The sequence below is a fragment of the Nocardiopsis sp. YSL2 genome (genome assembly GCF_030555055.1).
In the GTDB taxonomy this organism is placed as follows: Bacteria; Actinomycetota; Actinomycetes; order Streptosporangiales; family Streptosporangiaceae; genus Nocardiopsis.
Genome location: NZ_JAMOAO010000001.1, coordinates 109,385 through 131,227 on the forward strand (window position 1 = coordinate 109,385; position 21,843 = coordinate 131,227).

A 21,843-nucleotide genomic window follows, 5' to 3' on the forward strand; every position below is an offset into this window, starting at 1 on the left:
CACGAAGCCATGCCCGCCGAGCCTAGTGCGAGATGTCCAAACTAAGGTTGTTCTGTCACTTATGTCCCTCTCTGGGTAGAGGAAAGCGGAGGCCAAGTCCACCGCCTCCGGCTCCGGAGCGCATGACGACACGGCGGTCACCACGGGCCCGTCCGTGACCGCACGGGAGCGCGGCACGCGCCCTGGTCAGGGCCGCAGGACGACCGGGAACTCCGCCAGGCTGTTGACCGACAGCGCCGACTCCACCCGCAGTTCCTCGTCCGGGACCGCCAGCCGCAGGTCCGGGAAGCGCTCGAACAGCATCGGCAGGACGATCCGGGCCTCCAGCCGCGACAGCGGGGCGCCCGGGCAGATGTGCGGCCCGTAGCCGAAGCTGATGTGGCGGCCCCGGGTGCGCGTGGCGTCGAAGACCTGCGGGTGCGGGTCCTCGCCGAACTCCGCGCGGTCCCGACCGGTCGCCCCGTAGTGCGTCAGCAGCGCCTCGCCCGCGCGGATGGTCTCCCCGCCGATCTCGACGTCCTCGGTGGCGAACCGGAACATCATGAGGTTGTTGGGCGGGTCGTAGCGCAGGACCTCCTCGATGACCGCCTCCCAGGTGACCTCGCCCTGGTCGAGCAGGGCGAACTGGTCGGGGTGCGCCAGCAGCGCCCGCACGGCGTTGGTCAGCAGGTTCACCGTGGTCTCGTGCCCGGCCGCCACGACCGTCAGCAGCGTGATGGTGATCTCCGCGTCGCTCAGGGCCTCCCCGTCCGCGCTCGCGTTCAGCAGGTCGGTGGTGAAGTCGTCGCCCGGTTCGGCGCGCTTGCGGGCGACCATCTCGCCGAAGAACTGGAAGAGCGCCCCGTAGATCTCCAGGTGCTCCCCCTCGGCCGTGTTCCCGGAGAAGAGCTTGGCGTACATCTCGCCCAGCTGCGAGTACTCGGACTCCGCCACCCCGTAGAGCTCCCCGATCACGCTCATGGGCACCTTGAAGGTGAATGCGGACTTCAGGTCCAGCCGCTCCCCCGCCCTGGGCTCCAGGGCGTCGAGCGCGGCGGCGGTGATCCGTTCGATGTCCGGCCGCAGCCGCTCGACCCGGCGCGCGGAGAACGGACTGGCGGTGAGCTGCCGCAGCCGCCGGTGCGGTGCGCCGTCCAGGGCCAGCATGTTCGTGTTGTCCGTGGGGATCGTGCCCATCAGCGGCCACCCCTGCGGGACCCGGCCGTTCTGGTAGTCGGCCCAGTGGTCGACGCTCTTGACGAAGCGCGGGTCGGTGAGGGTGGCGCGGCTGACCCCGTGGTGGGTGGTGGCCCAGGCCCGGACTCCGCCGGGCAGCTCCACACGGGTGACCGGGCCCTCCTGGTAGAGGCGCTCGCGGTCGGCCTGGACGTCGTCGGGCACGGCGTGGATGAGGGGGACGCCGTCGGGGCTGTGCTGGACGGGGCAGGACATCAGATGGCTCCTTGTGGGGTGGAGGGCGTGAAGGTGACGGGGAGTGCGGTCACGCCTCGGATCCAGGGAGAGGGCCGCCACCGGACCTCCTCCGCGGGGATCGCCAGCTCCAGGTCGGGCAGGCGGTCGAGGAGGACCTCCACGGCCGTGACCGCCATCGTCTCGGCCAGCCCGCGGGCGGCGTAGGGACAGCCGTGCTCTCCGTGGGAGAAGGACAGGTGGGCGTGGTTGGCGCCGTGCCCGGACGTGGTCCGCCCCGTCCGCGACCCGCCCTCGCCCAGCCACGGGTCCCGGTTGGCCGCGGCGAAGCCGAGCACCAGCAGGTCCCCCTTCCGGATGACCCGCCCGCCCAGCTCCACGTCGTGGGCGGCGAAGCGGCCCGCGTTCATCTGCGAGGGCGAGTCCTCCCACAGGACCTCCACCAGGGCCTCGCGGACGCTGCTGCGCGCTCCGGACAGCGACGCGGCGAAGCGGTCGTCGGTGAGCATCAGGCGCAGGGCGTTGCCGATCCACTCGGCCGTGGTCTGGTGGGCGCCGCCCAGGATGGCCACGAGTTCGGCGACCAGGTCCTCGTCGGTGTAGTCGGCGGGGTGCGCGATCATCCGCGAGACCACGTCCGGGCCGGGCGCCGTCCGGCGGTCGGCGACCAGCCGGGCGAATTCCGCGGCGATGCGGCCGTGGGCCGCCACGGAATCGGGTCCGGCGTCGAACACCGTGCTCATGTCCGAGGTGATCGCCTCGCCCTTCTCGTCGTCCAGGCCGTACATCCAGCACAGCAGGAGGGAGGGAAGCCGTTCGGCGTACTGGCCGCGCAGCTCGGCGGTGCTGCCGGCGCAGAAGCCGTCGATGAGGCGGTCGGCCAGCCGCGTGGTGAACGTCCGCAGCTCGTAGGGGTCCGCGCCGTGCAGGGCGTCGTTGACGGCCGTGGAGCGGCGCCGGTGGTCGGCGCCCTCGGCCGAGAGCAGGTTGGGCAGCGGCGCCAGGACCGGGAGTAGCGGCCAGTCCTCGGGCACCCGGTCCCAGGCGTTCCAGCGGCGCGGGCTGCGGGCGAACACGTCAGGGGTGCTCAGCACGTGGTGCAGTTCGCGGTAGCCGATGACCAGCCAGGCCGGGACGTCGGCTTCCAGCAGCACCGGCACGACCGGCCCGTGTTCGTCGCGCATGGTCCGGTAGACGGCGGCCGGGTCGTCGTGGAAGGCGGATCCGTACAGGCGGACGGCATCGCTCACCGGGGAGCCTCCGTGGGGGGAAGGGGGGCGAGGGGGGTACATGCGACCGGGCCGCCCCCGGTCCTGCGGTGGCGGCCCGGTCGTGGAAGAAACTCAGGGACGCAGGAGGACCGGGAGCTCCTTGAGGCTGTTGACGATGATGGAGGGGTGGTTGGCGAGCTCCTGGTCGGGCACGGCCAGGCGCAGGTCCGGGTAGCGCTCGAAGAGCATGGGCAGGGCGATCTGGCCCTCCATCCGGGCCAGGGCGGCGCCGGGGCACACGTGCGGGCCGTAGCCGAAGGACATGTGCCGGCCCTGGGAGCGGGTGAGGTCGAACGCGGCGGGGTGGGGGTCCTCACCGTGCTCGGCGCGGTCGCGGCTGATCGCCCCGTAGGAGACCATCAGGGCCTCGCCCTTGGCGATGACCGTGTCCCCGACCTCGATGTCCTCGGTGGCGAAGCGGAAGATCATGTTGGAGGTGGGCGGATCGTAGCGCAGCACCTCCTCGACCACCGTGTCCCAGCCGACTTTGCCCTCCTTGACCAGGGCGAACTGGGCGGGGTGGGCGAGCAGGGCGCGGACCGCGTTGCACAGCAGGTTGACCGTGGTCTCGTGGCCGGCCGCCACGGTCACCTGGAGGGTGCCCCGCACCTCCAGGTCGGTGAGGGCGTCGCCGTCCTCACCCGCCTGGAGGAGCTCGGTCGTGAGGTCGTCACCGGGCTCGGCGCGCTTGGCCGCGATCATGTCGTCGTAGTACTGCTCCAGCTCCGCGTACACGCGCATGAACTCCTCCGGCCCGGTGACCGAGGAGAAGAACTTCACGTACATGTCGCGCAGGTAGGGGAACTCCGAGGGGGCCACCCCGTACAGCTCGCCGATGACGCTCATCGGCAGCCGGAACGCGAACTCCGACTTCAGGTCCAGGGGACGGTCGGCGGCCGGCTCCATCGCGTCGAGCAGCTCGGTGGTGAGTTCGTGGATGCGGGGCCGCAGCCGTTCCACCGTGCGGGCGGAGAAGGCCTTGGCGGTGAGCAGGCGCAGCCGGCGGTGCTCCGCCCCGTCGGTGCCCAGCAGGTTGGTGGGGGTGGGCGGGATGGTGCTCAGCAGCGGCCAGCTCTGCGAGATCCGGCCGTTCTGGAAGTCGTCCCAGTGCGCGACGTCCTTGACCAGTCGGCTGTCGGTGAGCAGCGCGCGGGCGGTCTCGTGGTGGGTGACGCCCCAGGCGGTCACACCCTCGGGGAACTCCACCCGGGTCAGCGGGCCCGCCGCGTACAGCGCCTCGCGTTCGGCGGGCAGGTCGGTGACGTAGGGGTCCAGGACGAAGGCGCCGCCGGAGCCGTGCTGCACGGGACAGGACATCAGGTGTCTCCTCGGGGTGGGGCGGGGGTGAAGGTGACGGGGAGCGAGGCGACGCCGCGGACCCAGGGAGAGGGGCGCCAGCGCAGCTCCGCGGCGGGGACGGCCAGTTCGAGGTCGGGCAACCGGTCCATGAGCACCTCGATCCCGGTCACGGCGATCGTCTCCGCGATCTCCCGCGCCGGGAAGGGGCAGCCGTGCTCTCCGTGGGAGAAGGACAGGTGGGCGTGGTTGCCCTGGCGGCCCGGGCCGTGCACACCCTGGTGGACGCGCTGGTCGTGGTTGGCCCCGGCCAGCCCCAGGAGCAGCAGGTCGCCCTGGCGGATGAGCCGGCCGCCCAGCTCCACGTCGTGGGCGGCGAAGCGGCCCGCCTGGATCTGGGTGGGGGTGTCCTCCCACAGGGCCTCGTTGAGGGCCTCGCGTGCGCTTCGGCGGGCGCCCGCGATGGAGTCGGCGAAGCGGTCGTCGGTGAGCATCAGGCGCAGGGCGTTGCCGAGCCACTCGCCGGTGGGCTGGTTCCCGCCGCCGAGCATCACGATCAGCTCCGGGACCAGCTCCTCGTCGGTGAAGGCCGCGGGGTGCCCGATCATCCGGGAGACGACGTCGTTGCCGGGGGACGCACGGCGTTCGGCGACCAGTCCGGCCATGGCCGCCATGAGCGCGCGCTGGGCGTCCATCGCCGCGGGGCCGCCGTCGATCATGGTGGTCATGTCGGAGGCGAGGGCGCCGCCCTGGTCGTCGTCGAGTCCGTACATCCAGCTCAGGACGAGGGCCGGCAGCCGCGCGGTGTAGGCGGCCCGCAGGTCGGCTCCCGTGGAGCCGCAGAACTCGTCGACGAGCCGGTCCGCCAGCCGCGTGGCGACCGTGCGCAGCTCGTGGGGGTCCACCCCGGCCAGGGCGTCGCTGATCGCCCCCGCCCGGCGCCGGTGCTCCTCCCCCTCGGAGTAGAGGACGGTGGGCAGCTGCATGACCAGCGGGAGCAGGGGCCAGTCGTCGGGGACCTTCGGCCAGGCGTTCCAGCGCCGCGAGCTGCGGGCGAAGACCGCGGGGTCGTTCACCACGTGGTGGACCTCGCGGTAGCCGATGACCAGCCAGGCGGGGACGTCGCCCTCCATCAGCACCGGGACGACCGGCCCGTGCTGGGCGCGCATCTCCCGGTACAGGCCCGTGGGGTCGGTCTGGAAACGCGGTCCGTAGAGGTGGACCGGGCAGTCGTTCACCTGGAGCCTTCCGTGACGAGGGATCGGACGTGCCGGACCAGCGCGATGAGGACCTGCTTGGCGGAGCCGCGGTCGCGGGCGTCGCAGCGGACCAGGGGGACGTTCGGGTCCAGGTCCAGGGCGGAGCGCACGTCGGCGAGTTCGTGGGTGCCCTCGCCGAAGTCGTTGTGGGCGACCACGAAGGGCGTGCCCTGGGCCTCCAGCCGGTCGATGGCGTAGAAGGAGTCCGCCAGGCGACGGGTGTCGACGAGCACCACGGCGCCCAGGGCCCCGGAGAACAGGCGGTCCCACAGGAACCAGAACCGTTCCTGTCCGGGGGCGCCGAAGACGTAGAGGACCGAGGTCGCGTCCAGGGTGATGCGGCCGAAGTCGAAGGCGACGGTGGTGGAGCGCTTGGCCTCCACACCGTGCAGGTCGTCGACGCCGTCGCCGGCCCGCGTCATCGTCTCCTCGGTGTTGAGGGGGCGGATCTCGCTGACCGAGCGGACGAGGGTGGTCTTGCCGACTCCGAAGCCGCCGACGACGGCGATCTTGAGCGCCTGCTCCGCGGTCGCCAGGAGCGGCACGGGTGCCGCGTCGGGTGCGGGCGAGGGGGGTTCAGAGGTTGTGGAGTGCAACGAGCACCTTCTCCAACACGTCCGGGGAGGCCAGGGGCTTGGCCGGCGAAGGGGCCGGCCTGGGGTGGCGGGCGGTGACCCGGCCCGAGTCCAGGAGGTCGGTGAGCAGGATCCGCACGACCGCCACCGGCAGGTGCAGGTGCGCGGAGATCTCCACGACCGCCATCGGGCCGGCCCCGCACATCCGCAGGATCTCGGCGTGCTCGGACTGCATCCCGGGCGCGGGCTCGCTCTCGGCCACGATGAGGGTGACCGCGTCCAGGGACTCGTCGGCCCCCGCGCTGCGCCCGGAGGTGATGACGTAGAGGCGGTCGGGCGCCTCCTGCCGGTGCGAGCGCCTCATACCGACCCGGTGGCGGCGCGGGGCGGGGTGGTCAGGTGCTCGCCCATCTGCTCGACGAGCTCGTTCATGTTGTGCCCGACCAGGCCCGGCTCGGCCTCCTCGGAGGTGATGACCGCCAGGTGGGCGCCGTGCCCGGCCTCGACGATGAACAGCAGCCCGCCGTAGAACTCGGCCATGGCCTGGCGGACACCGCCCGCGCCGGCGCCGGCTCCGAACTCCACCGACGCGCTGTGGGCCAGGCTCTGCACACCGGCGGCGATCGCCGCGAGGTGGTCGGCGGCGTCCTTGTCCAGGCTGGCGCTGTGGCACAGCTTGAGGCCGTCACGCGAGAGCACCAGGGCGTGGCGGGCCCCGGGCGTTCGCTCCAGCAGCCCTTCGAGCAGCCAGGTCAACGTGTCAAGGTTCATCAGGCGTCCTTCGATGATCCGTTCGGGTCCTGGCCGCGTACCGCCGAGCGGAACGCACCGAAGCCCTTCGTCGGGGTGGTGGGGCCGGAGTCGGCAGGGGCGGGCCTGGCCTTCTCCGCGGCGGCGAGGGTCATCCCGCGGCGTCGCTGGGGGAGCCCGGTCTCCGCTTTCTCCTCACCGTGCGCCGCGGGGGGCGCGGACGGCGTGGTCTCGGGGTCGGCGCCGGCTCCCGCCGCGGCCCCGGGGGAGGCGGACGCGGGAGGGGCTGCGATGCCGGGGGTGGTGGCCGGGGCCTGGTCGATGCGGGGCCGGGGCAGGGGTTTGATGAGCTTCTGGGGCAGGAGCAGGACCACGGCGGTGCCGCCGCGGGAGGAGGAGCGGAAGGACACCGACAGCCCATAGCGCTGCGCGAGCTGGCCCACGACCGCCAGACCGAGCCGTGTTCCGGAGATGGTGGCCAGGTCCAGCCCGGACTCGACGGTCCGGCGGGCCCGTTCGAGGGCCTCCTCGCCCATGACCAGGCCCCCGTCCTCGACCATCACGGCGATCCCGGCCTGGACCTCCTCCACGTGGACGTGGACCTCCGAGGTGGGCGGTGAGAACCGGGCGGCGTTGTCCAGGATCTCCGCCAGGCAGTGCACCACGCCCTCCGCGGCGAAGCCCGCCACCGCCTGGGTGCACACGTTGTGCACCCGCACGCGCCGGTAGTCGCCGATGCGCCCCATCGCGCCGCGCACGATGCTCTCCATGCCGATGGCCCGTCCCCAGCGGCGGCCCGACCGGGCCCCCGTGAGCACCGCGATGCTGTCCGCGATCCGGCCGACCTGGGCGGTGCTGTGGTCCAGGTGCATCAGGTCGCCCAGGACGTCGTCACCGGACCCGCCGCCGTCACCGTGGCGCTCCTGCATCCGCCGAAGGTCGGCGAGCATCGTGGTGGACAGTGCCTGGACCCGCCCGGCAGCAGTGGCGCAGGCGACCATGGCCGACGCGCGGCGGCGCTCGGCCGCCGCGATCTGCGCCGCCACCGCTTCCAGTACGGCCCGCCCTCCGGGGTCGCCCGGGGCCGGAACGCGGTGCAGAGCGGTCTCGGCCGAGTCGCCCTGGCGCAGCCGTTCGGCCAGCCGCGGCAGGTGGTCCTCGGCCAGCGCGGCGGTGTCGGCGCGCAGCCCGGCGATGGCGTCGGCCAGCTCGCGGACGCGGCGGTCGCGGCGGTTGAGGACCAGGGCCAGCACGACCAGAGACGCCAGAGCGGCCACGGAGGCGACCAGGACGGGGACGGATCCGGCGGGGGGCACCGCCCACAGGGCCCAGGCCCACAGGGGCAGGCTCACGAGCGGAAGGTACAGCCAACCCGGGACGGCCAGCCGTGAGAGGGCGGTGCCGGGGTGTGGGGGGATGTCAGTCATCGGATTCCATGTCCTGCCGTTACCGTACGGTCACGCGCGGGGCACGCCGAAGGTCACGGCCCGCGTGCCGGAGTGCGCCGAAAGAAAAGACAGAATGGCCTTAACCTGCGCTTTTCAGCACACGGAGATTTAACCTACCACCAGTCGACACAAGCGTCACGTCCGTGCAATCACCGAGGAATTCGCCGGGGCGGTGCCCGACGGCAGGCCTGTGGCCTCCGGACATCCACGCGACCGACACCCGATCGGACCAAACCCGGCGATCTGCACAAAAAGGCCCGGAGGGGCACCGGAGAGCACAACGTGAACTGCGAAGACACCACGAAATCGCGGTCGCGCACGGGCCGACGGGCCGGCTTTGGTACGTTGTCGCGGCGAGGACGGGGCGACCCCGAGGTGGCCGGACGAGGTTCGACCTCAGGTCAGTGGGGAATCTTGACGTGGAACGACGCGTTACACCCCGCGAGACCGCACCAGCGCCTGGAGGCACCCACACGATGGCCGAGCGAGCACTTCGCGGCACACGGCTCGGGGCGACGAGCTACGAGAACGACCGCAACACCGACCTGGCCCCGCGCCAGGAAGTCACCTACGACTGCACCCGGGGCCACCGCTTCGCGGTCACCTTCGCGACCGAGGCCGAGATCCCCGCCGAATGGGAGTGCCGCTTCTGCGGCGACCGCGCCCTGCGTCGGGACGGCTCCGGTGAGGAGCCCAAGAACGCCAAGCCGGTGCGCACCCACTGGGACATGCTGCTGGAGCGCCGGAGCATGGAGGACCTGGAGGAGGTCCTGGCCGAGCGCCTGGCCCTGCTGCGCGCGCGCCGCCGCGAGGAGGCGGCCAAGGTGGAGGAGCTCGCCAAGCAGCGGCAGAGCGCCTGACACACCTCGACATTCGGGGGCGGTGGACATCGTGTCCACCGCCCCCGTCGTCTGTGCCGGTCCGGCTACACCTGGCCGAAGGGGTCGCGCGTGGCGCCCACCAGGTCCTTGACGGAATCGATCACCCGCGTGGGACGGTAGGGGAACATGTCGGCCGTCTCCCGGCCGGAGATCCCCGAGAGCACCAGGACGGTCTGCAGGCCCGCCTCCAACCCGCTGAGCACGTCGGTGTCCATGCGGTCGCCGACCATCAGCGTGTTCTCGGAGTGCGCACCGATCCGCCGCAGCGCCGAACGCATCATGAGCGGGTTGGGCTTGCCCACGAAGTAGGGCCGACGCCCGGTGGCCTTCTCGATCAGCGCGGCGACCGCGCCGGTGGCCGGAAGCGGGCCCTCCGGGCTGGGGCCGGTCTCGTCGGGGTTGGTGGCGATGAACCGGGCGCCGTTGCGGACCAGGCGGATCGCCCGGGTGATGGCCTCGAAGCTGTAGGTACGGGTCTCCCCCAGCACCACGTAGTCGGGGTTGCTCTCGGTCATGACGTAGCCGACGTTGTGCAGAGCCGTGGTCAGGCCGGACTCGCCCACCACGTAGGCCGTGCCGTTGGGGCGCTGGGTCTGCAGGAACTGGGCGGTGGCCAGCGCCGAGGTCCAGATGGACTCCTCAGGGATGTCCAGCCCCGTGTTGAGCAAACGTGCGCGCAGGTCGCGCGGGGTGTAGATGGAGTTGTTGGTCAACACCATGAACGGGATCCCGTTCTCACGCAGCTCGGCGACCAACGCGTCCGCGCCGGGGATCAGGTGCTGCTCGCGAACGAGCACACCGTCCATGTCGAATAGGTAGTTCCACTGGTTTTCGTTGCTCACGTGCCCCATTGTGCCGTCCTGACCTGGGGGCCGCCATTCCTACTCCCGAGTAGTGGTCGGGACTCACACGTGGGCCCGGCGTCCGGGGCCGCTCCTGGAGCCGTGCGGCGGTCCGCTCGCCGCGGCCTGCGCGCGCCAGAGCCGACCGGAGTGTCCGCCGGTGTGGTGGGGGTCCGCGGTCAGGCGCCGCCCGCAGCGGCCACGGGGGCTCCGCGGGAGGATCAGACCGGCGGCCAGGGCACCGAGGGCCAGTCGGGCGCCGGGTAGGGGTGCACCCGGTGGTGGATCAACAGCTCGACCCGACGGCGGACCGCGAAGGCCTCCGGTCCGGTCAGGTGACGCTCCAGTTCGGCGGACAACGCGCTCGCCGGGTTCCGGAGTGCGTCGTGCACTCCCTCCAGCGCCTCCAGTGCGTCATCGCCGAGCGGCTGGCCCTGCCACTGCCACAGCACGGTGCGCAGCTTGTACTCCTCGGCGAAGGACACGCCGTGGTCGCACCCGTAGAGGTGTCCCCCGGGTGTGGGCAGCAGGTGGCCGATCTTGCGGTCGGAGTTGTTGATGACCGCGTCGAAGACCGCCATCCGCCGCAGGTCGCGGTTGTCGGTCTCGCGGGACAGGGCGACGAGGTCGACGGTGGTGTCACCGTGGACCCACAGCTGCACCATGCCCTCACCGAAGGGGCCGTCCCGGTGGACGGTGGGGGGCACGACCGACCAACCCAGGGCCTCGGAGACGGCGTAGGCCGACACCTCGCGGCCCGCCAGGGTGCCGTCGGGGAAGTCCCACAGCGGGCGCTCCCCGGCCACCGGCTTGTACACGCACGCGGCCGAGCGGGCCCCGTCCGACACCGTGCAGTACAGCGTGGCGTTGGAGGCCGCGGTCAGCCGCCCCTCCACGGTGAGTTCGCCCGTGCGCACCAGGTCCAGGCCCAGATCGGGGGTCAGCCCTTCGAAGGCGTCAGCGGTCATGGGCGCCTCAGACGAGGCGGTCCGGCCGGTAGCCGTTCTGCCGGGCGCAGATGTGGCCGTTGGGATCCAGGGGCCGACCGCACAGCGGGCAGTCGGGGCGGCCCGCGGAGACGACCTTGAGCGCCCGCCCCGCGAACGCGCGCGCGGCCCCCGGAGTGAGGTAGACGCGCAGGACGTCCCGGTGCGCGGGAGCGTCCTCGGCGAAGACCTCCAGCTCCTCGTCGTCGTCCTCGACGTCGTCATCGCCCGCGGTCTCGTCGAGCTCCTGGGCCTCGATGATCACCCGCGCGGCCTCGGCGTCCCAGGCCAGGGCCAGGGTGCCCACGCGGAAGTCCTGCTCGATGGGCTGCTCCAGCGGAGCGTCGTCCTCAGGCGGGGCGGTCTCGTCGGGCGGCGCGCCGAATCGGCGGTGCACCTCTTCCAGTAGTTCCTCGATCCGGGTCGCCAACGCCTCGACCTGGGCTTTCTCGAGGACGACGCTGGTGATGCGGCCTTCCCCCACGGCCTGCAGGAAGAAGGTGCGGTCTCCCGGCTGGCCCACGGTTCCGGCGACGAACCGGTCCGGCGGATTGAACTGGAATACGGGCATGCCAAGCACCTTAAGGGATAGCCGTGTCAGGACGCGAAAACCGCGGACACAGCAGGGCGTCCGCCCTTGACACCAACTCTAGTCGAGGCCTCCGGCCCGGGTCCGACGGCGCTCCCCCACCGCGCACGTGCGACGACGACCGATCGCTCCGGCGTCCGCGCCTCAGGCGGTCTCGTCCGCTCCGCCGCCCGCGCCGCCGCCGACCGCGGCGTCCCCACGGGCCTCGGCCCGGGTGGGCAGGCCCGCGACCAGGCTCTCCCCGGTGTCGTTGAGCACGTTCAGGAACGGCCGCGTCCGGGTGTAGGTGATCGACGTCACCGAGCCCGGGTCCACCCGCAACCGCTGGAACATGTCCAGGTGCATGCCCAGGGCGTCGGCCACGATCGCCTTGATGATGTCGCCGTGGCTGCACACCGCGTACACCGGCGGCGGCCCCTCGCCCCCGGCGGCGTCGTGCTCCTGGAGCAGGCGGGTGTTCCAGTCCCGTACCGCGGCCACGGCCCGCGCGGAGGAGGCCGCCAGCGACTCCCCTCCCGGGAAGCGGGCGGCGCTGGGGTGGTCCTGGACCACCCGCCAGAGCGGCTCCTCGGCCAGGTCGGACAGGTTCCGGCCGGTCCAGCTCCCGTAGTCGCACTCGATGAAGCGCTCGTCGGTGGTGACGGCGGTGTCCAGGTGCAGGGCGATCGCCTGCGCGGTCTCCTGACAGCGTTCCAGCGGGCTGGAGACCAGCGCGGCCGGGCGCAGGCCGCTCAGCCGGTGGGCCGCGTCGGCCGCCTGGCCCCGGCCGGTGTCGTTGAGGTGCAGCCCCGGGGCCCGCCCGGCCAGGCGGGGTCCGGTGGCGTCGGTCATACCGTGCCGGATCAGCAGCAGCGTGATCGCGGCGGGCGGAGGCGGAGCGGGCCGCGCGGACGCCGCGGAAGGCTGCGGTTCGGGGGCGGTCGGCCGGTCAGCGGGAGGGGGCGCCGCGGCCGCGGAGGACGCGCTCTGGGGTGCCGTGGATGTCGCCATGGGCACAGGGTAGGACCTGGCTCCCACCGGCGCACCGCACCGACACCGCGGGCGCCCGTGGGCCCGCCCCCACGGTGCGCGGGCGGTCGCCTCGCGGGGAGGATCCCCGGTCGGCCCGGCCCGGACACGGTACTCTCCGCCGCATGGAACAGCGACAGGTGGGCAGATCAGGACTCTGGGTGTCACGCACTGCCCTGGGCACGATGACCTGGGGACAGGACACCTCCGAGGAGGAGGCTGGGCAGCAGCTCACCGCGTTCGTGGACGCGGGCGGCACGCTGGTGGACACCGCGGACATCTACACCGGCGGGCAGAGCGAGCGGATCCTGGGGCGCCTGATGCGCGGCTCGCTGCGCCGCGAGGACCTGGTGGTGTCGACCAAGACCGGGCACACCCCCGAGGCCTACCGTCCCGTGGACGGCTCCCGACGGCACCTCCTGGCGTCCCTGGACGCCTCCCTGCGCAGGCTGCAGACCGACTACGTCGACCTGTGGCAGCTGCACGTGTTCGATCCGGCCACGCCGCCGGAGGAGTCGCTGGCGGCGATGGAGACGGCCGTCGCGAGCGGCAAGGCGCGCTACGTGGGCGCCGGCGACCTGGAGGCCTGGCAGTTCTCCACGCTGGCGACCTGGCAGCGCGCCCGCGCGGGCCGGGTCCCGCTGGTGAGCGTGGGCGCGGAGTACTCCCTGCTCAACCGGGGTGCCGACCGGTCGCTGCGGCCGGCAGCCGCGGCGGCTCAGGCGCACGTGATCGCGTGGTCACCGCTGGGGCGCGGGGTGCTCAGCGCCAAGTACCGCAACGGCGTCCCGCCGGACTCCCGCGGCGCCTTTCCCCACATGGCGCCCTACGTGGAGCCCTACCTGGACGACCACAGCCGACGGGTGGTGGAGTCGGTGTGCACGGCCGCCGAGGGCCTGGGGGTCCCGCCGCTGGCCGTCGCGCTGAGCTGGGCGCGCGACCAGGAGGGCGTGGCCGCCGCCGTCGTGGGGCCGCGGACCCTGCCCCAGCTCCAGGAGATCCTCGGTGTGGAGGGCGTGGAGCTGCCGCCGGAGATCCGTTCCGCCCTCGACGACGCGACGTCGGTCCCCGACCGCTGAGCCGCCCGGACCCGTGTCCCGGCCCCGGGCCCGCGCGGAGCGGACGCCGATCGCGCGGGTGACCACCGGCGTCACCGGGACTCGGTACGCTCTCCCAGAGTCCGCGAAGTGTCCAACGAGGGGAACGGCCCCAGGTGTCCGAGGCAGTCGAACAGGTCAGTGCAGTCCTCGACCGGATGGGCGCGCCCCCCGCCCTGGCCCCCCGGCTGGCGGCCGCCCTGGGTCCCGGGGGCGCCGCCGAACTGAACGCCAACCCCTGGCTCCTGCTGCGCCTGCCGCAGGTGACCGTCGAGCAGGCCGACTTCTGCGCCCGCAGACACCTGGGCGAGAACGCCCGCCCCGGCGACCCGCGACGGCTGAGCGCTCTGACCGCCCACGTCCTGCGGATGTCGGCGCGGCGCGGGCACACGGTCGTCGAGGAGAAGCGGCTGGCCACCCTCGTGGGCCAGCTGGGCGTGCCGCGCCCGTCGGACGCGCTGGAGGCGGCCGTGGCCGAGGAGAGCGCCGTGGTCCTGGAGAGCATGGAGGACTCCGACGACGACTTCGACTTCGAGGAGGGCGGGGTCCCGGAGGTGCCCGACACCGAGCGGTACTACGCCCTGCCCGACGTCGGCCACGCCGAACAGCGCCTGGGCGACCAGCTGTTGCGCCTCATGAGCGGGAACGAGCCCATCATGGACTCGGCGACCGCCGGCGAGACCGTCGACGAGGCCGCCGAGAAGGGCGGGTTCACCGTCGCGGAGACGACCCGTCAGGCCCTGGTCACGGCGACGCTGCGCCCGGTGACCGTGCTCTGGCACGGGCCGGGCGACGCGGGCGAGGTGGCACGGGCCCTGGTGTGCCTGGGCGCGATCGCCACCGACAGCCAGGTCGGGATCGCCGTGGCGGCCCCCACCGCCCAGGCCGCGGCGGCACTCAACGCCGACCTGGCCGCCGTCGCCGAGGAACCGCCGGTCCGCGCGCTGTCCCTGCCCGAACTGCTCTCCCAGGCTCCGGTCACGGCCGGGCTGGTGGTGCTGCAGGAGTCGATGTCGGTGGGCGCGGCGCGGACCGCCGAGCTGGTGTCGTCGTGCGGCGACGAGACGCACCTGGTGCTCCTGGCCGACCCCCGCCAGGCGCCGTCCGCCACGCCGGGCCAGGTCGCGTTGGACGTGGCCGCCTCGCGTGCCGCCCATGCGGGCGAGGTCGCGGCCCCGGGCGAGCCGGGCCCGATCGCGGAGCTGGCCCTGGGCGTGGCCGACGGCGACGTGCCGGACGTGGCCGCCCCCGACCGCGAGGTCGTGCGAGTGCCCGCCGCCTCGGCGGAGGAGGCGGCGCACCGGGTGGTGCAGCTGCTCACCGACTCGATCCCGCGCGCGATCGGCGTGGACCCCGAGCGCACACAGGTCATCGCCTCGCGCGAAGACGGCCCGGCGGGCGCGCGGGCGCTCAACGCGGCGTGCAAGGAGCGGTTGAACCCGGGCCCGGGCGCGCACGGCGGCCTGGACGTGGGCGACCGTGTGCTGCTGGCGGCAGACGGGCCGGGATACGGCCCCGGGGACACCGGCTACCTGCGCGAGGTGGGCGAACGGGCCGTGGTCGAACTGTCCGACGGCCGCCGGGTGGAGGTCGCCGACCCCTCGGCGCTGCGCCCGGGGTGGGCGATCACCGTGGCCGCCGCGCACGGGGGCCGCTGGCCCGCGGTCGTGGGCGTGTTCCCGCCGGAGGTACCGGTCTCGCGGCCGCAGGTGTACACGGTGCTCACCCGCGCCGTACGCCACGTGTCGCTGGTGGACGTCACCGACGGCGCGCTGGCCACAGGTGTGCGCGACAACGCCGCCGTCCAGCGCACGACCCGCCTGGCCCGCATCCTGCGCGAGGGCTGATCGCGGGCGGCGGGCCGGTCGGCACGGCGGTGACGGCCGTCCGGCTCACGCGACACCTCCGCCCCGGGCCACGATGACGGCCCGGGGCGTCAGGCCGCGTACCTGGGAAAGACGGAGGTGTCGATCCGGACGTCCTTGAGCGGTTCGGGCAGGACGACCTCGTCCCCGAACTCGGTGTCGTGGTGCGCCCGGTACTCGCCGCCCTGGGGGTCCCAGTACACCCTCGTGGTCCCGTTGCGCGGATCGATGAGGAGGTAGACAGGAATCCGCCAGCGCGCGTACAGGGAGGGCTTGACCTTGGTGTCGTTGGTGTGGTTGCTGGGAGAGACCACTTCGACCACGCAGTCGACGTCGTCGGGGTCCACCAGCCACCCGTCCTCCTCCTCGACCGCGACGGGAACGATGAGCAGGTCCGGCGAGGCGAAGTCCTCGCCCTCAAGCGCCTCGATCGAGTACATCTGCTCGGCGACCCGGCCCTCGGGCAGTTGACCGGCCACCTGATCATAAAGTCGGCGAAGAGCAGCCCCATGCTTCTTCGACGGGGTGGGTGACATCACGATGGCCCCTTCGATGACCTCCACCTTGAATCCCTGCGGGACGTCGAGGTGGTCGGCCAGTTCGCGCAGATTGAACGGGGACGGACGCACGTCAGACGACTTTTCCAGTACGGCGGTCATTTCTTCCCCTTCCTTTCGCCTAGCCATCGAAGAGACCTCCAGGGCCGCGTGTCCGGGCTTTCCCTCATCCTGATCCCACTCACGTGCCGAAAGCAAAGGTGCGCGCGGACCGGAATCGTCAGATCCGGTCGAGGAAGGCGCCGTCGACCACCAGGTTGTTGCCCGTGACGTAGCTCGCGGCGGGGCTCGCCAGGTAGGCCGCCGCGCGGGCGACCTCCTCGGGGCGGCCGAGGCGGCCGTAGGGGATGCGCTCGCGGATGCTCTCGTACAGCGCCGGATCGTTCTCCCGGCGCCTGGCCCAGCCGCCGCCCGGGAACTCGACGGGGCCGGGCGAGACGGTGTTGACCCGGATCCCCTCCGGCGCCCACGCCCGGGCGAGGGAGGAGGCGTGGTGGTTGAGCGCGGCCTTGACCGCGCCGTAGGAGTGGGGTCCGGCCGGAGCGGTGGTGTGCAGGGCCGAGGTGGTCGAGATCAGGACCACCGAGCCGCCGCGCTCGGAGGCGGCCAGGTAGGGGTGGGCTGCCTCGGCCAGGCGCACGAACGGCAGCAGGTCGGAGTTGAGGCCGCGCTCCCACTGGTCCGGCGTCGCCGCGCTGCCGCCGGAGACGTTGGAGACCAGCACGTCCAGTCCCCCGAGGTGGTCGGCGGCCTCGCCCAGAAACCTCGTGAGGGCGTCGTGGTCCGCCACGTCCACCGGGTCGGCGTACACGCGCGCGCCCGTCGAGGACAGCTCCCCCGCGGCCTCGGCGAGCGGCGCCGGAGTGCGCGCGCAGATCGCCAGGTCGGCCCCCTCCTCGGCGAACACCTGGGCGATGGCGCGCCCGATCCCCCGGCTGGCACCGGTGACCAGCACCCGCGCCCCTGACAGTCCCAGATCCATGGAGTTCCCTTCCCGAACGGGCGGGCACCCATGGTGCCCGCCCTGGCGATCGTCCCGGCCGGCGGCCGGGGCCCCGGCGGCTTCAGGCCCCGGTGGAGTGGAAGCCGCCGTCCACGTGCACGGTCTCACCGGTGGTGGCCGGGAACCAGTCGGAGAGCAGGGCCACGACCGCCTTCGCGGCGGGCTCGGGGTCGCTGACGTCCCAGCCCAGCGGCGCGCGCTCGGGCCAGTGCTTGGCCAGGTCCGCGAAGCCCGGGATGCTGCGCGCGGCCATGGTGCTCAGCGGGCCGGCCGAGACCAGGTTGACGCGGATGCCGTCCCCGCCCACGTACCGGGCCAGGTAGCGCGCGGTGGAGGTCAGCGCGGACTTGGCCACACCCATCCAGTCGTAGATCGGGTAGGACACGCTGTTGTCGAAGTCCAGGGCCACGACCGAGCCGCCGTTCTTCATCAGCGGGGTCAGGGAGGTGGTGAGCGACTTCAGCGAGAAGGTCGAGGTGTGCATGGCCGTGGCCACGTCCGACCACTCGGTGTTGAGGAAGTTGCCGCCCAGCGCCTCCTGCGGGGTGAACCCGATGGAGTGCACGATGCCGTCGAGCCCGTCGACGTGCTCGCCCACGCGCGAGGCCAGGCTGGCGAGCTGCTCGTCGTCGGTGACGTCCAGCTCCAGGACCGGGGGCGTCTCGGGCAGGCGCTTGGCGATGCGCTCGACCAGGCTCATCCGGCCGTAGCCGGTGAGGACGACCGTGGCGCCCTGCTCCTGGGCGAGCCTGGCCACGTGGAAGGCGATGGAGGAGTCGGTCAGCACCCCGGTGATGAGGATGCGCTTACCTTCGAGGAGTCCCATGGTGTCCTGTCTGTGTGAGGGGTCGGCGGGTCCGGCGGCGGGAGAGTGCTGGGCGGCGGGCGCTCAGTGGCCCATGCCCATGCCGCCGTCGACGGGGATGACGGCACCGCTGATGTAGGCGCCGCCCGGGCCCGCGAGGAAGCCGACGGTGCGGGCGATGTCCTCGGTGCTGCCGATCCGGCCGAGGGGGATGTTCTTCTTGATCTCCGCCTTGCGGTCCTCGGGCAGCTCCGCGGTCATGTCGGTCTCGATGAAGCCCGGGGCGACGACGTTGACCGTGATGTTGCGCGAACCCAGCTCACGGGCGAGGGACCGGCCGAAGCCGACCAGGCCCGCCTTGGAGGCCGCGTAGTTGGCCTGGCCGCCGGAGCCCATGAGGCCGACCACCGAGGAGATGAGGATGATGCGCCCGCCGCGCTTGCGCATCATGCCTCGCACGGCACGCTTGGCGACGCGGAAGGACCCCGTGAGGTTGGTGTCCAGTACCGAGGAGAAGTCCTCCTCGCTCATCAGGGCCAGCAGCTGGTCCTTGGTGATGCCGGCGTTGGCGACCAGGACCTCGACGGGACCCTGGGCCTCCTCGACCTCCTTGAACGCGGCGTCGACCTGGGCGGAGTCGGTGATGTCGCAGCGCACCCCGAACAGGCCCTCGGGCGCCTCGCCGGAGCGGTGGGTCACCGCGACGTTGTCGCCGCCCTCCGACAGCTCGCGGGCGATCGCCAGTCCGATTCCGCGGTTGCCGCCGGTGACCAGGACCGAGCGCGACATAGTTGCTCCTCTACTGCTGGGGCTGGGGTGAACAGCCAGGATGTTCGGGGTGGGATCGCCTTGCAGGGTACCGAGCTACCGACCGGTAGCCGCAACCGAGGTCGGTCGCCGGGGGCCCGGTCACGCGCCCCGCAGCCGCAGTTCGGCCCCGCGCGCCCACCGCGGGCCCTGGTCGAGGAGGGCACCCGGTGCCTGCGCGACCTCCTGGCCCGCCGCACGGGGCGCTCACCGCGGGACGCCGCCGTCCGATCCCTGGCGGGAGCCGTGGTGGGCGTGTGCGTCCGGGCCCTGGCCGACGGCGCCGACCGCCCGGGCACCGACCCCAGGGACGCCGTGGACGAGGCCCTGGGCTCCCTGCGCGCCGGCCTGGAGCTGTGACCGGCTCCGCCGAGGCCCTCAGGCCCACCCCGCGTCGTGGGCGAGGATCGCCGCCTGGACCCGGTTGGACATCCCCAGCTTGGCGAGGATACGGCTGACGTGCGCCTTCACCGTCGCCTCCCGCATCCCCAGGGCCCGTCCGGCCTCGGCGTTGGACCGCCCCTGGGCCACGGCGACCAGTACCGCGCGCTCGCGTTCGCTCAGCACGGCCAGACGTTCCCGGGCGTGTTCGCGTCCGGCCGCCGACCCGCCCTCGGCGGGCGCGGCGAACCGTTCGAGCATGCGCTTGGTGACGCTCGGCGAGAGCATCGCGTGGCCCTCGTGCACGCTGCGCACCGCGGAGATGAGGTCCCTGGGCGGTGTGTCCTTGAGCAGGAACCCCACCGCTCCGGCGCGCAGCGCGTCGTGCACGTACTCGTCCAGGTCGAAGGTGGTGAGCAGGACCACCCGGGGCGCGCGTTCCAGTGCCGTGAGCCGCGCGGCCGCGGTGAGGCCGTCGGTTCCGGGCATACGGATGTCGAGCAGCACGACGTCGGGGGCGAGCTCCTCCGCCATGCGCACCGCCTCGGCACCGTCGCCCGCCTCGCCCACGACCTCGATGTCGGGAGCGGCGTCCAGGATCATCCGCAACCCGGAGCGGACCAGGAGTTCGTCGTCGACCAGGAGCGTACGGATCAACGCGGCCCTCGTTCCGTTCCGGCGTGGTGGTCGATGGGCACCATAGCGCGCAGGCGCCACCCCCCGTCGAAGCGGCGCCCCGAGGACAGGGTCCCGCCCGCCAGCGCCACGCGCTCGTGCAGCCCCGTGAGTCCGAATCCGCTGACCGGTGGCGGCACGGACGGGACGGTGGCGGGCCCGTTGGCCACCTCGACCGCCAGGTGGCCGCGTTCCAGGCGCAGGTCCACCACGACCTCCGCCCCGGGCGCGTGCTTGGCCGCGTTGGTGAGCCCCTCCTGCACCACGCGGTAGGCCGTGCGCTGGACCTGGGCGGGCAGGTCGGGGACCAGGCCCTCGCCGGTGCGCCGCACGCTCATCCCCGCACCGCGCCACTCCTCCACGAGCCGGTCGAGGTCGGTCAGCACCGGCTGGGGCGCGGTGGGCGCGGCGCCGCCGGTGTCGTCGCGCAGCACGCCCAGGATGCCGCGCAGCTCGGCCAGGGCCTCCCGCCCCGTCGTGCGGATGAGGCCGGCCGCCTCGGCGGTGCGCTCGTCGGGCGCCGAGACCTCCAGGCCGCCCGCGTGCAGCACCATCAGGCTGACGCGGTGGGCGACCACGTCGTGCATCTCGCGGGCGATGCGGGTGCGCTCGGCGCCGATGGCCTGCTCCGCCATCAGGTGCTGTTCGCGTTCGAGGCGCTCGGCGCGTTCCTGGAGCCGGTCGACCAGCTGCCGGCGGGTGCCCACCCACAGGCCGACGGTCATGGGGACGACGAGGAGGATCGAGACGTTGACGAAGAGGGTGATCCCGGAGACGTCCAGCCCGATGCCCATCGCCAGCGTCATCAGCGCGAACCAGCCGGCGAGCAGGCGCCGGTCGTTGAAGTGGACCGCGTAGGAGTAGAGCGCGAACGCCGCCGGGACCAGGTTGCCGAAGGCGATGAGCAGGACGAACGCCAGGCCGAGCAGCCACATGGGACGGCTGCGGCGCAGGAGCACGGTCACACAGAACATCGCCGTGGGGACCAGCCCCAGGAAGAGGATGATGGCGAGCGCGACGGCCGCCTCGTGGCGCTGGGGCAGGGCGGCCAGCATGCCCTGGACGAGTCCCATCTGCGGGATGATCTGGAGGAAGAGGACGAACGGCGCCAGACCCAGGGCATAGACCCAGTCGGCGAAGCGCAGTCGGCGCTGCCACCACCATTCGGCGTTGTGGCGCCACAGCCCGCCGAGCTCCCGCGCCTGACGCGCCATCCACTCCCTCATGCGCCGGATTCTATGGCCGCACCGGCGCGGACCAGCTCGTCCTCCTGTGGCGCGCCGCCCCCGTCCGATCGTCGGTCCCGTCCGCGTCAGCGCAGGCCGGCGGGGACTCCCGTCTCCCGGCACGGGTGTGGCCCCGTCGGCGACCCCCGACGAAAGTCGGTGCCTCCGCCAGACGAAGGAGTCGCGAACCCACTCCGCACCATGCCTTTGGCCGAGGGGCGAATCGGCCCACAGGCGGACGCCCCGGCCGCTCGGCGGCTCCTAGCGTGGAGGCATACCGAGACGGACACCGGTCCGTCCCGGTCCCCACGTTCGTTCGTCCCCGTATCAGGAGTTGTCAGCCGTGACAGAGCCCATCGCCACGTCCGTCCCCACGGTCACCCCGCCACCGGTGGTGGTCGCGCGGGGGCTCACCAAGACCTACGACACCGGGGCCAGCCAGGTGCACGCCCTGGCCGGGGTGGACGTCGAGTTCCACCGCGGAGCGTTCACCGCGATCATGGGCCCCTCCGGTTCCGGCAAGTCCACCCTGATGCACTGCCTGGCCGGACTGGACACCGCCACCTCCGGCACCGTCCACCTGGGCCGCACCCAGATCACCGGGCTGCGCGACAGCGAACTGACCCAGCTGCGCCGCGACCGGATCGGCTTCATCTTCCAGTCGTTCAACCTGCTGCCGATGCTCACCGCGGAGCAGAACATCCTGCTGCCGTCGCAGATCGCCAAGCGCGCCGTGGACCGCCAGCGCTTCGACCACATCATCGACGTGGTCGGCCTGCGCGACCGCCTGGACCACCTTCCGGCCAAGCTCTCGGGCGGCCAGCAGCAGCGCGTGGCCGTGGCCCGGGCCCTGCTCAACGCCCCCGAGGTGGTCTACGCCGACGAGCCCACCGGCAACCTGGACTCGCGGTCCGGCTCGGAGGTGCTGTCGTTCCTGCGCGACTCCGCCCGGGACCTGGACCAGACCATCGTCATGGTCACCCACGACCCCGTCGCCGCCTCCTACGCCGACCGCGTGGTCTTCCTGCGCGACGGCCGCCTGGTCGACGAGGTCACCGACCCCACCGCCGAGCTCGTCTCCGCGCGCCTGCTGAAGCTGGAGGCCTGAGCGC

At 72.8% G+C, this 21,843-nt stretch carries 23 protein-coding genes; 5 read left to right on the forward strand and 18 right to left on the reverse strand.

All coding sequences use genetic code 11. The annotated features are described in order from the left end of the window. Positions 1-186: 186 nt before the first annotated feature. From M1P99_RS00430 to M1P99_RS00465, 8 genes are all read right to left on the reverse strand, one after another. Positions 187-1,431, reverse strand: coding sequence for a cytochrome P450 (locus tag M1P99_RS00430; protein WP_304450704.1), 1,245 nt, complete (start codon positions 1,429-1,431; stop codon positions 187-189). Then, a complete protein-coding gene (locus M1P99_RS00435) occupies positions 1,431-2,660 on the reverse strand; it encodes a cytochrome P450 (RefSeq protein WP_304450705.1) in 1,230 nt (409 codons plus the stop codon). Before M1P99_RS00435 ends, M1P99_RS00430 begins: the two co-directional genes overlap by 1 nt. Positions 2,661-2,753: 93 nt before the next feature. After that, positions 2,754-3,998 carry a cytochrome P450 gene (locus M1P99_RS00440; protein WP_304450706.1) on the reverse strand — a complete coding sequence of 415 codons (1,245 nt, stop codon included), beginning with the start codon at positions 3,996-3,998 and terminating at the stop codon, positions 2,754-2,756. Further along, complete coding sequence (locus M1P99_RS00445; protein WP_304450707.1) at positions 3,998-5,215, reverse strand: cytochrome P450; 1,218 nt, start codon at positions 5,213-5,215, stop codon at positions 3,998-4,000. The genes M1P99_RS00440 and M1P99_RS00445 overlap by 1 nt, the downstream gene beginning before the upstream one ends. Continuing rightward, a complete protein-coding gene (locus M1P99_RS00450; protein WP_304450708.1) occupies positions 5,212-5,832 on the reverse strand; it encodes an ATP/GTP-binding protein in 621 nt (206 codons plus the stop codon). Before M1P99_RS00450 ends, M1P99_RS00445 begins: the two co-directional genes overlap by 4 nt. Further along, complete coding sequence (locus M1P99_RS00455) at positions 5,813-6,175, reverse strand: DUF742 domain-containing protein (RefSeq protein ID WP_304450709.1); 363 nt, start codon at positions 6,173-6,175, stop codon at positions 5,813-5,815. The genes M1P99_RS00450 and M1P99_RS00455 overlap by 20 nt, the downstream gene beginning before the upstream one ends. Continuing rightward, entirely contained in the window at positions 6,172-6,582 is a 411-nt protein-coding gene (locus M1P99_RS00460) for a roadblock/LC7 domain-containing protein (protein WP_304450710.1), read from the reverse strand. The genes M1P99_RS00455 and M1P99_RS00460 overlap by 4 nt, the downstream gene beginning before the upstream one ends. Then, positions 6,582-7,988, reverse strand: a complete 1,407-nt coding sequence (locus M1P99_RS00465) for an ATP-binding protein (RefSeq protein WP_304450711.1) — start codon at positions 7,986-7,988, stop codon at positions 6,582-6,584. Before M1P99_RS00465 ends, M1P99_RS00460 begins: the two co-directional genes overlap by 1 nt. 497 nt (positions 7,989-8,485) lie before the next feature. Between M1P99_RS00465 and M1P99_RS00470 the strand changes: the two genes are divergently transcribed. Continuing rightward, the gene (locus M1P99_RS00470) at positions 8,486-8,869 is read left to right on the forward strand and encodes an RNA polymerase-binding protein RbpA (RefSeq protein WP_053619498.1); all 384 of its coding nucleotides are present in this window, start codon (positions 8,486-8,488) and stop codon (positions 8,867-8,869) included. A 65-nt stretch (positions 8,870-8,934) separates the two neighbouring features. On the opposite strand, the gene M1P99_RS00475 is transcribed toward M1P99_RS00470, so the two are convergent. The 4 genes from M1P99_RS00475 to M1P99_RS00490 form a co-directional block, all read right to left on the reverse strand. Further along, entirely contained in the window at positions 8,935-9,741 is an 807-nt protein-coding gene (locus tag M1P99_RS00475; protein ID WP_304450712.1) for an HAD-IIA family hydrolase, read from the reverse strand. Between the two features lie 212 nt (positions 9,742-9,953). Next, entirely contained in the window at positions 9,954-10,700 is a 747-nt protein-coding gene (locus M1P99_RS00480) for an SCO1664 family protein (RefSeq protein WP_304450713.1), read from the reverse strand. A gap of 7 nt (positions 10,701-10,707) precedes the next feature. Next, the gene (locus tag M1P99_RS00485) at positions 10,708-11,289 is read right to left on the reverse strand and encodes a DUF3090 domain-containing protein (protein WP_304450714.1); all 582 of its coding nucleotides are present in this window, start codon (positions 11,287-11,289) and stop codon (positions 10,708-10,710) included. A 162-nt stretch (positions 11,290-11,451) separates the two neighbouring features. Next, the gene (locus M1P99_RS00490; protein WP_304450715.1) at positions 11,452-12,297 is read right to left on the reverse strand and encodes an MSMEG_4193 family putative phosphomutase; all 846 of its coding nucleotides are present in this window, start codon (positions 12,295-12,297) and stop codon (positions 11,452-11,454) included. Positions 12,298-12,440: 143 nt separating this feature from the next. On the opposite strand from M1P99_RS00490, the gene M1P99_RS00495 reads away from it, so the two are divergent. Next, positions 12,441-13,394, forward strand: a complete 954-nt coding sequence (locus M1P99_RS00495) for an aldo/keto reductase (RefSeq protein WP_304450716.1) — start codon at positions 12,441-12,443, stop codon at positions 13,392-13,394. A gap of 134 nt (positions 13,395-13,528) precedes the next feature. Continuing rightward, a complete protein-coding gene (locus tag M1P99_RS00500; protein WP_304450717.1) occupies positions 13,529-15,259 on the forward strand; it encodes a helix-hairpin-helix domain-containing protein in 1,731 nt (576 codons plus the stop codon). An 89-nt stretch (positions 15,260-15,348) separates the two neighbouring features. Here the strand turns inward: M1P99_RS00500 and M1P99_RS00505 are convergent, their stop codons facing one another. The 4 genes from M1P99_RS00505 to M1P99_RS00520 all read right to left on the reverse strand — a co-directional run bounded on the left by M1P99_RS00505 (position 15,349) and on the right by M1P99_RS00520 (position 18,431). Continuing rightward, entirely contained in the window at positions 15,349-15,936 is a 588-nt protein-coding gene (locus tag M1P99_RS00505) for a Uma2 family endonuclease (RefSeq protein ID WP_304450718.1), read from the reverse strand. Between the two features lie 118 nt (positions 15,937-16,054). Beyond that, entirely contained in the window at positions 16,055-16,816 is a 762-nt protein-coding gene (locus M1P99_RS00510; RefSeq protein WP_304450719.1) for an SDR family NAD(P)-dependent oxidoreductase, read from the reverse strand. 82 nt (positions 16,817-16,898) lie between these two features. Then, a complete protein-coding gene (fabI, locus tag M1P99_RS00515) occupies positions 16,899-17,663 on the reverse strand; it encodes an enoyl-ACP reductase FabI (protein WP_053619507.1) in 765 nt (254 codons plus the stop codon). 63 nt (positions 17,664-17,726) lie between these two features. Next, entirely contained in the window at positions 17,727-18,431 is a 705-nt protein-coding gene (locus tag M1P99_RS00520; protein WP_304450720.1) for a beta-ketoacyl-ACP reductase, read from the reverse strand. 60 nt (positions 18,432-18,491) lie between these two features. Between M1P99_RS00520 and M1P99_RS00525 the strand changes: the two genes are divergently transcribed. Further along, a complete protein-coding gene (locus tag M1P99_RS00525; protein WP_304450721.1) occupies positions 18,492-18,809 on the forward strand; it encodes a hypothetical protein in 318 nt (105 codons plus the stop codon). A gap of 18 nt (positions 18,810-18,827) precedes the next feature. Here M1P99_RS00525 and M1P99_RS00530 read toward each other — a convergent pair whose 3' ends face one another. Both M1P99_RS00530 and M1P99_RS00535 read right to left on the reverse strand, forming a co-directional pair. After that, the gene (locus tag M1P99_RS00530; RefSeq protein ID WP_304450722.1) at positions 18,828-19,487 is read right to left on the reverse strand and encodes a response regulator transcription factor; all 660 of its coding nucleotides are present in this window, start codon (positions 19,485-19,487) and stop codon (positions 18,828-18,830) included. After that, positions 19,484-20,731 (reverse strand): sensor histidine kinase, encoded by a 1,248-nt coding sequence (locus tag M1P99_RS00535; protein WP_304450723.1) that lies wholly within the window; start codon positions 20,729-20,731, stop codon positions 19,484-19,486. Before M1P99_RS00535 ends, M1P99_RS00530 begins: the two co-directional genes overlap by 4 nt. A 343-nt stretch (positions 20,732-21,074) precedes the next feature. Between M1P99_RS00535 and M1P99_RS00540 the strand changes: the two genes are divergently transcribed. Continuing rightward, positions 21,075-21,839, forward strand: a complete 765-nt coding sequence (locus tag M1P99_RS00540; RefSeq protein WP_304450724.1) for an ABC transporter ATP-binding protein — start codon at positions 21,075-21,077, stop codon at positions 21,837-21,839. Positions 21,840-21,843 lie beyond the last annotated feature (4 nt).

Coding starts and splice junctions, on each gene's coding strand:
- M1P99_RS00505 (WP_304450718.1), bottom strand. CDS start 15,936: ATGACCGCCGTACTGGAAAAGTCGTCTGACGTGCGTCCGTCCCCGTTC.
- M1P99_RS00510 (WP_304450719.1), bottom strand. CDS start 16,816: ATGGATCTGGGACTGTCAGGGGCGCGGGTGCTGGTCACCGGTGCCAGC.
- M1P99_RS00460 (WP_304450710.1), bottom strand. CDS start 6,582: ATGAACCTTGACACGTTGACCTGGCTGCTCGAAGGGCTGCTGGAGCGA.
- M1P99_RS00475 (WP_304450712.1), bottom strand. CDS start 9,741: ATGGGGCACGTGAGCAACGAAAACCAGTGGAACTACCTATTCGACATG.
- M1P99_RS00465 (WP_304450711.1), bottom strand. CDS start 7,988: ATGACTGACATCCCCCCACACCCCGGCACCGCCCTCTCACGGCTGGCC.
- fabI (WP_053619507.1), bottom strand. CDS start 17,663: ATGGGACTCCTCGAAGGTAAGCGCATCCTCATCACCGGGGTGCTGACC.
- M1P99_RS00535 (WP_304450723.1), bottom strand. CDS start 20,731: ATGAGGGAGTGGATGGCGCGTCAGGCGCGGGAGCTCGGCGGGCTGTGG.
- M1P99_RS00480 (WP_304450713.1), bottom strand. CDS start 10,700: ATGACCGCTGACGCCTTCGAAGGGCTGACCCCCGATCTGGGCCTGGAC.
- M1P99_RS00440 (WP_304450706.1), bottom strand. CDS start 3,998: ATGTCCTGTCCCGTGCAGCACGGCTCCGGCGGCGCCTTCGTCCTGGAC.
- M1P99_RS00485 (WP_304450714.1), bottom strand. CDS start 11,289: ATGCCCGTATTCCAGTTCAATCCGCCGGACCGGTTCGTCGCCGGAACC.
- M1P99_RS00455 (WP_304450709.1), bottom strand. CDS start 6,175: ATGAGGCGCTCGCACCGGCAGGAGGCGCCCGACCGCCTCTACGTCATC.
- M1P99_RS00495 (WP_304450716.1), top strand. CDS start 12,441: ATGGAACAGCGACAGGTGGGCAGATCAGGACTCTGGGTGTCACGCACT.
- M1P99_RS00430 (WP_304450704.1), bottom strand. CDS start 1,431: ATGTCCTGCCCCGTCCAGCACAGCCCCGACGGCGTCCCCCTCATCCAC.
- M1P99_RS00490 (WP_304450715.1), bottom strand. CDS start 12,297: ATGGCGACATCCACGGCACCCCAGAGCGCGTCCTCCGCGGCCGCGGCG.
- M1P99_RS00470 (WP_053619498.1), top strand. CDS start 8,486: ATGGCCGAGCGAGCACTTCGCGGCACACGGCTCGGGGCGACGAGCTAC.
- M1P99_RS00520 (WP_304450720.1), bottom strand. CDS start 18,431: ATGTCGCGCTCGGTCCTGGTCACCGGCGGCAACCGCGGAATCGGACTG.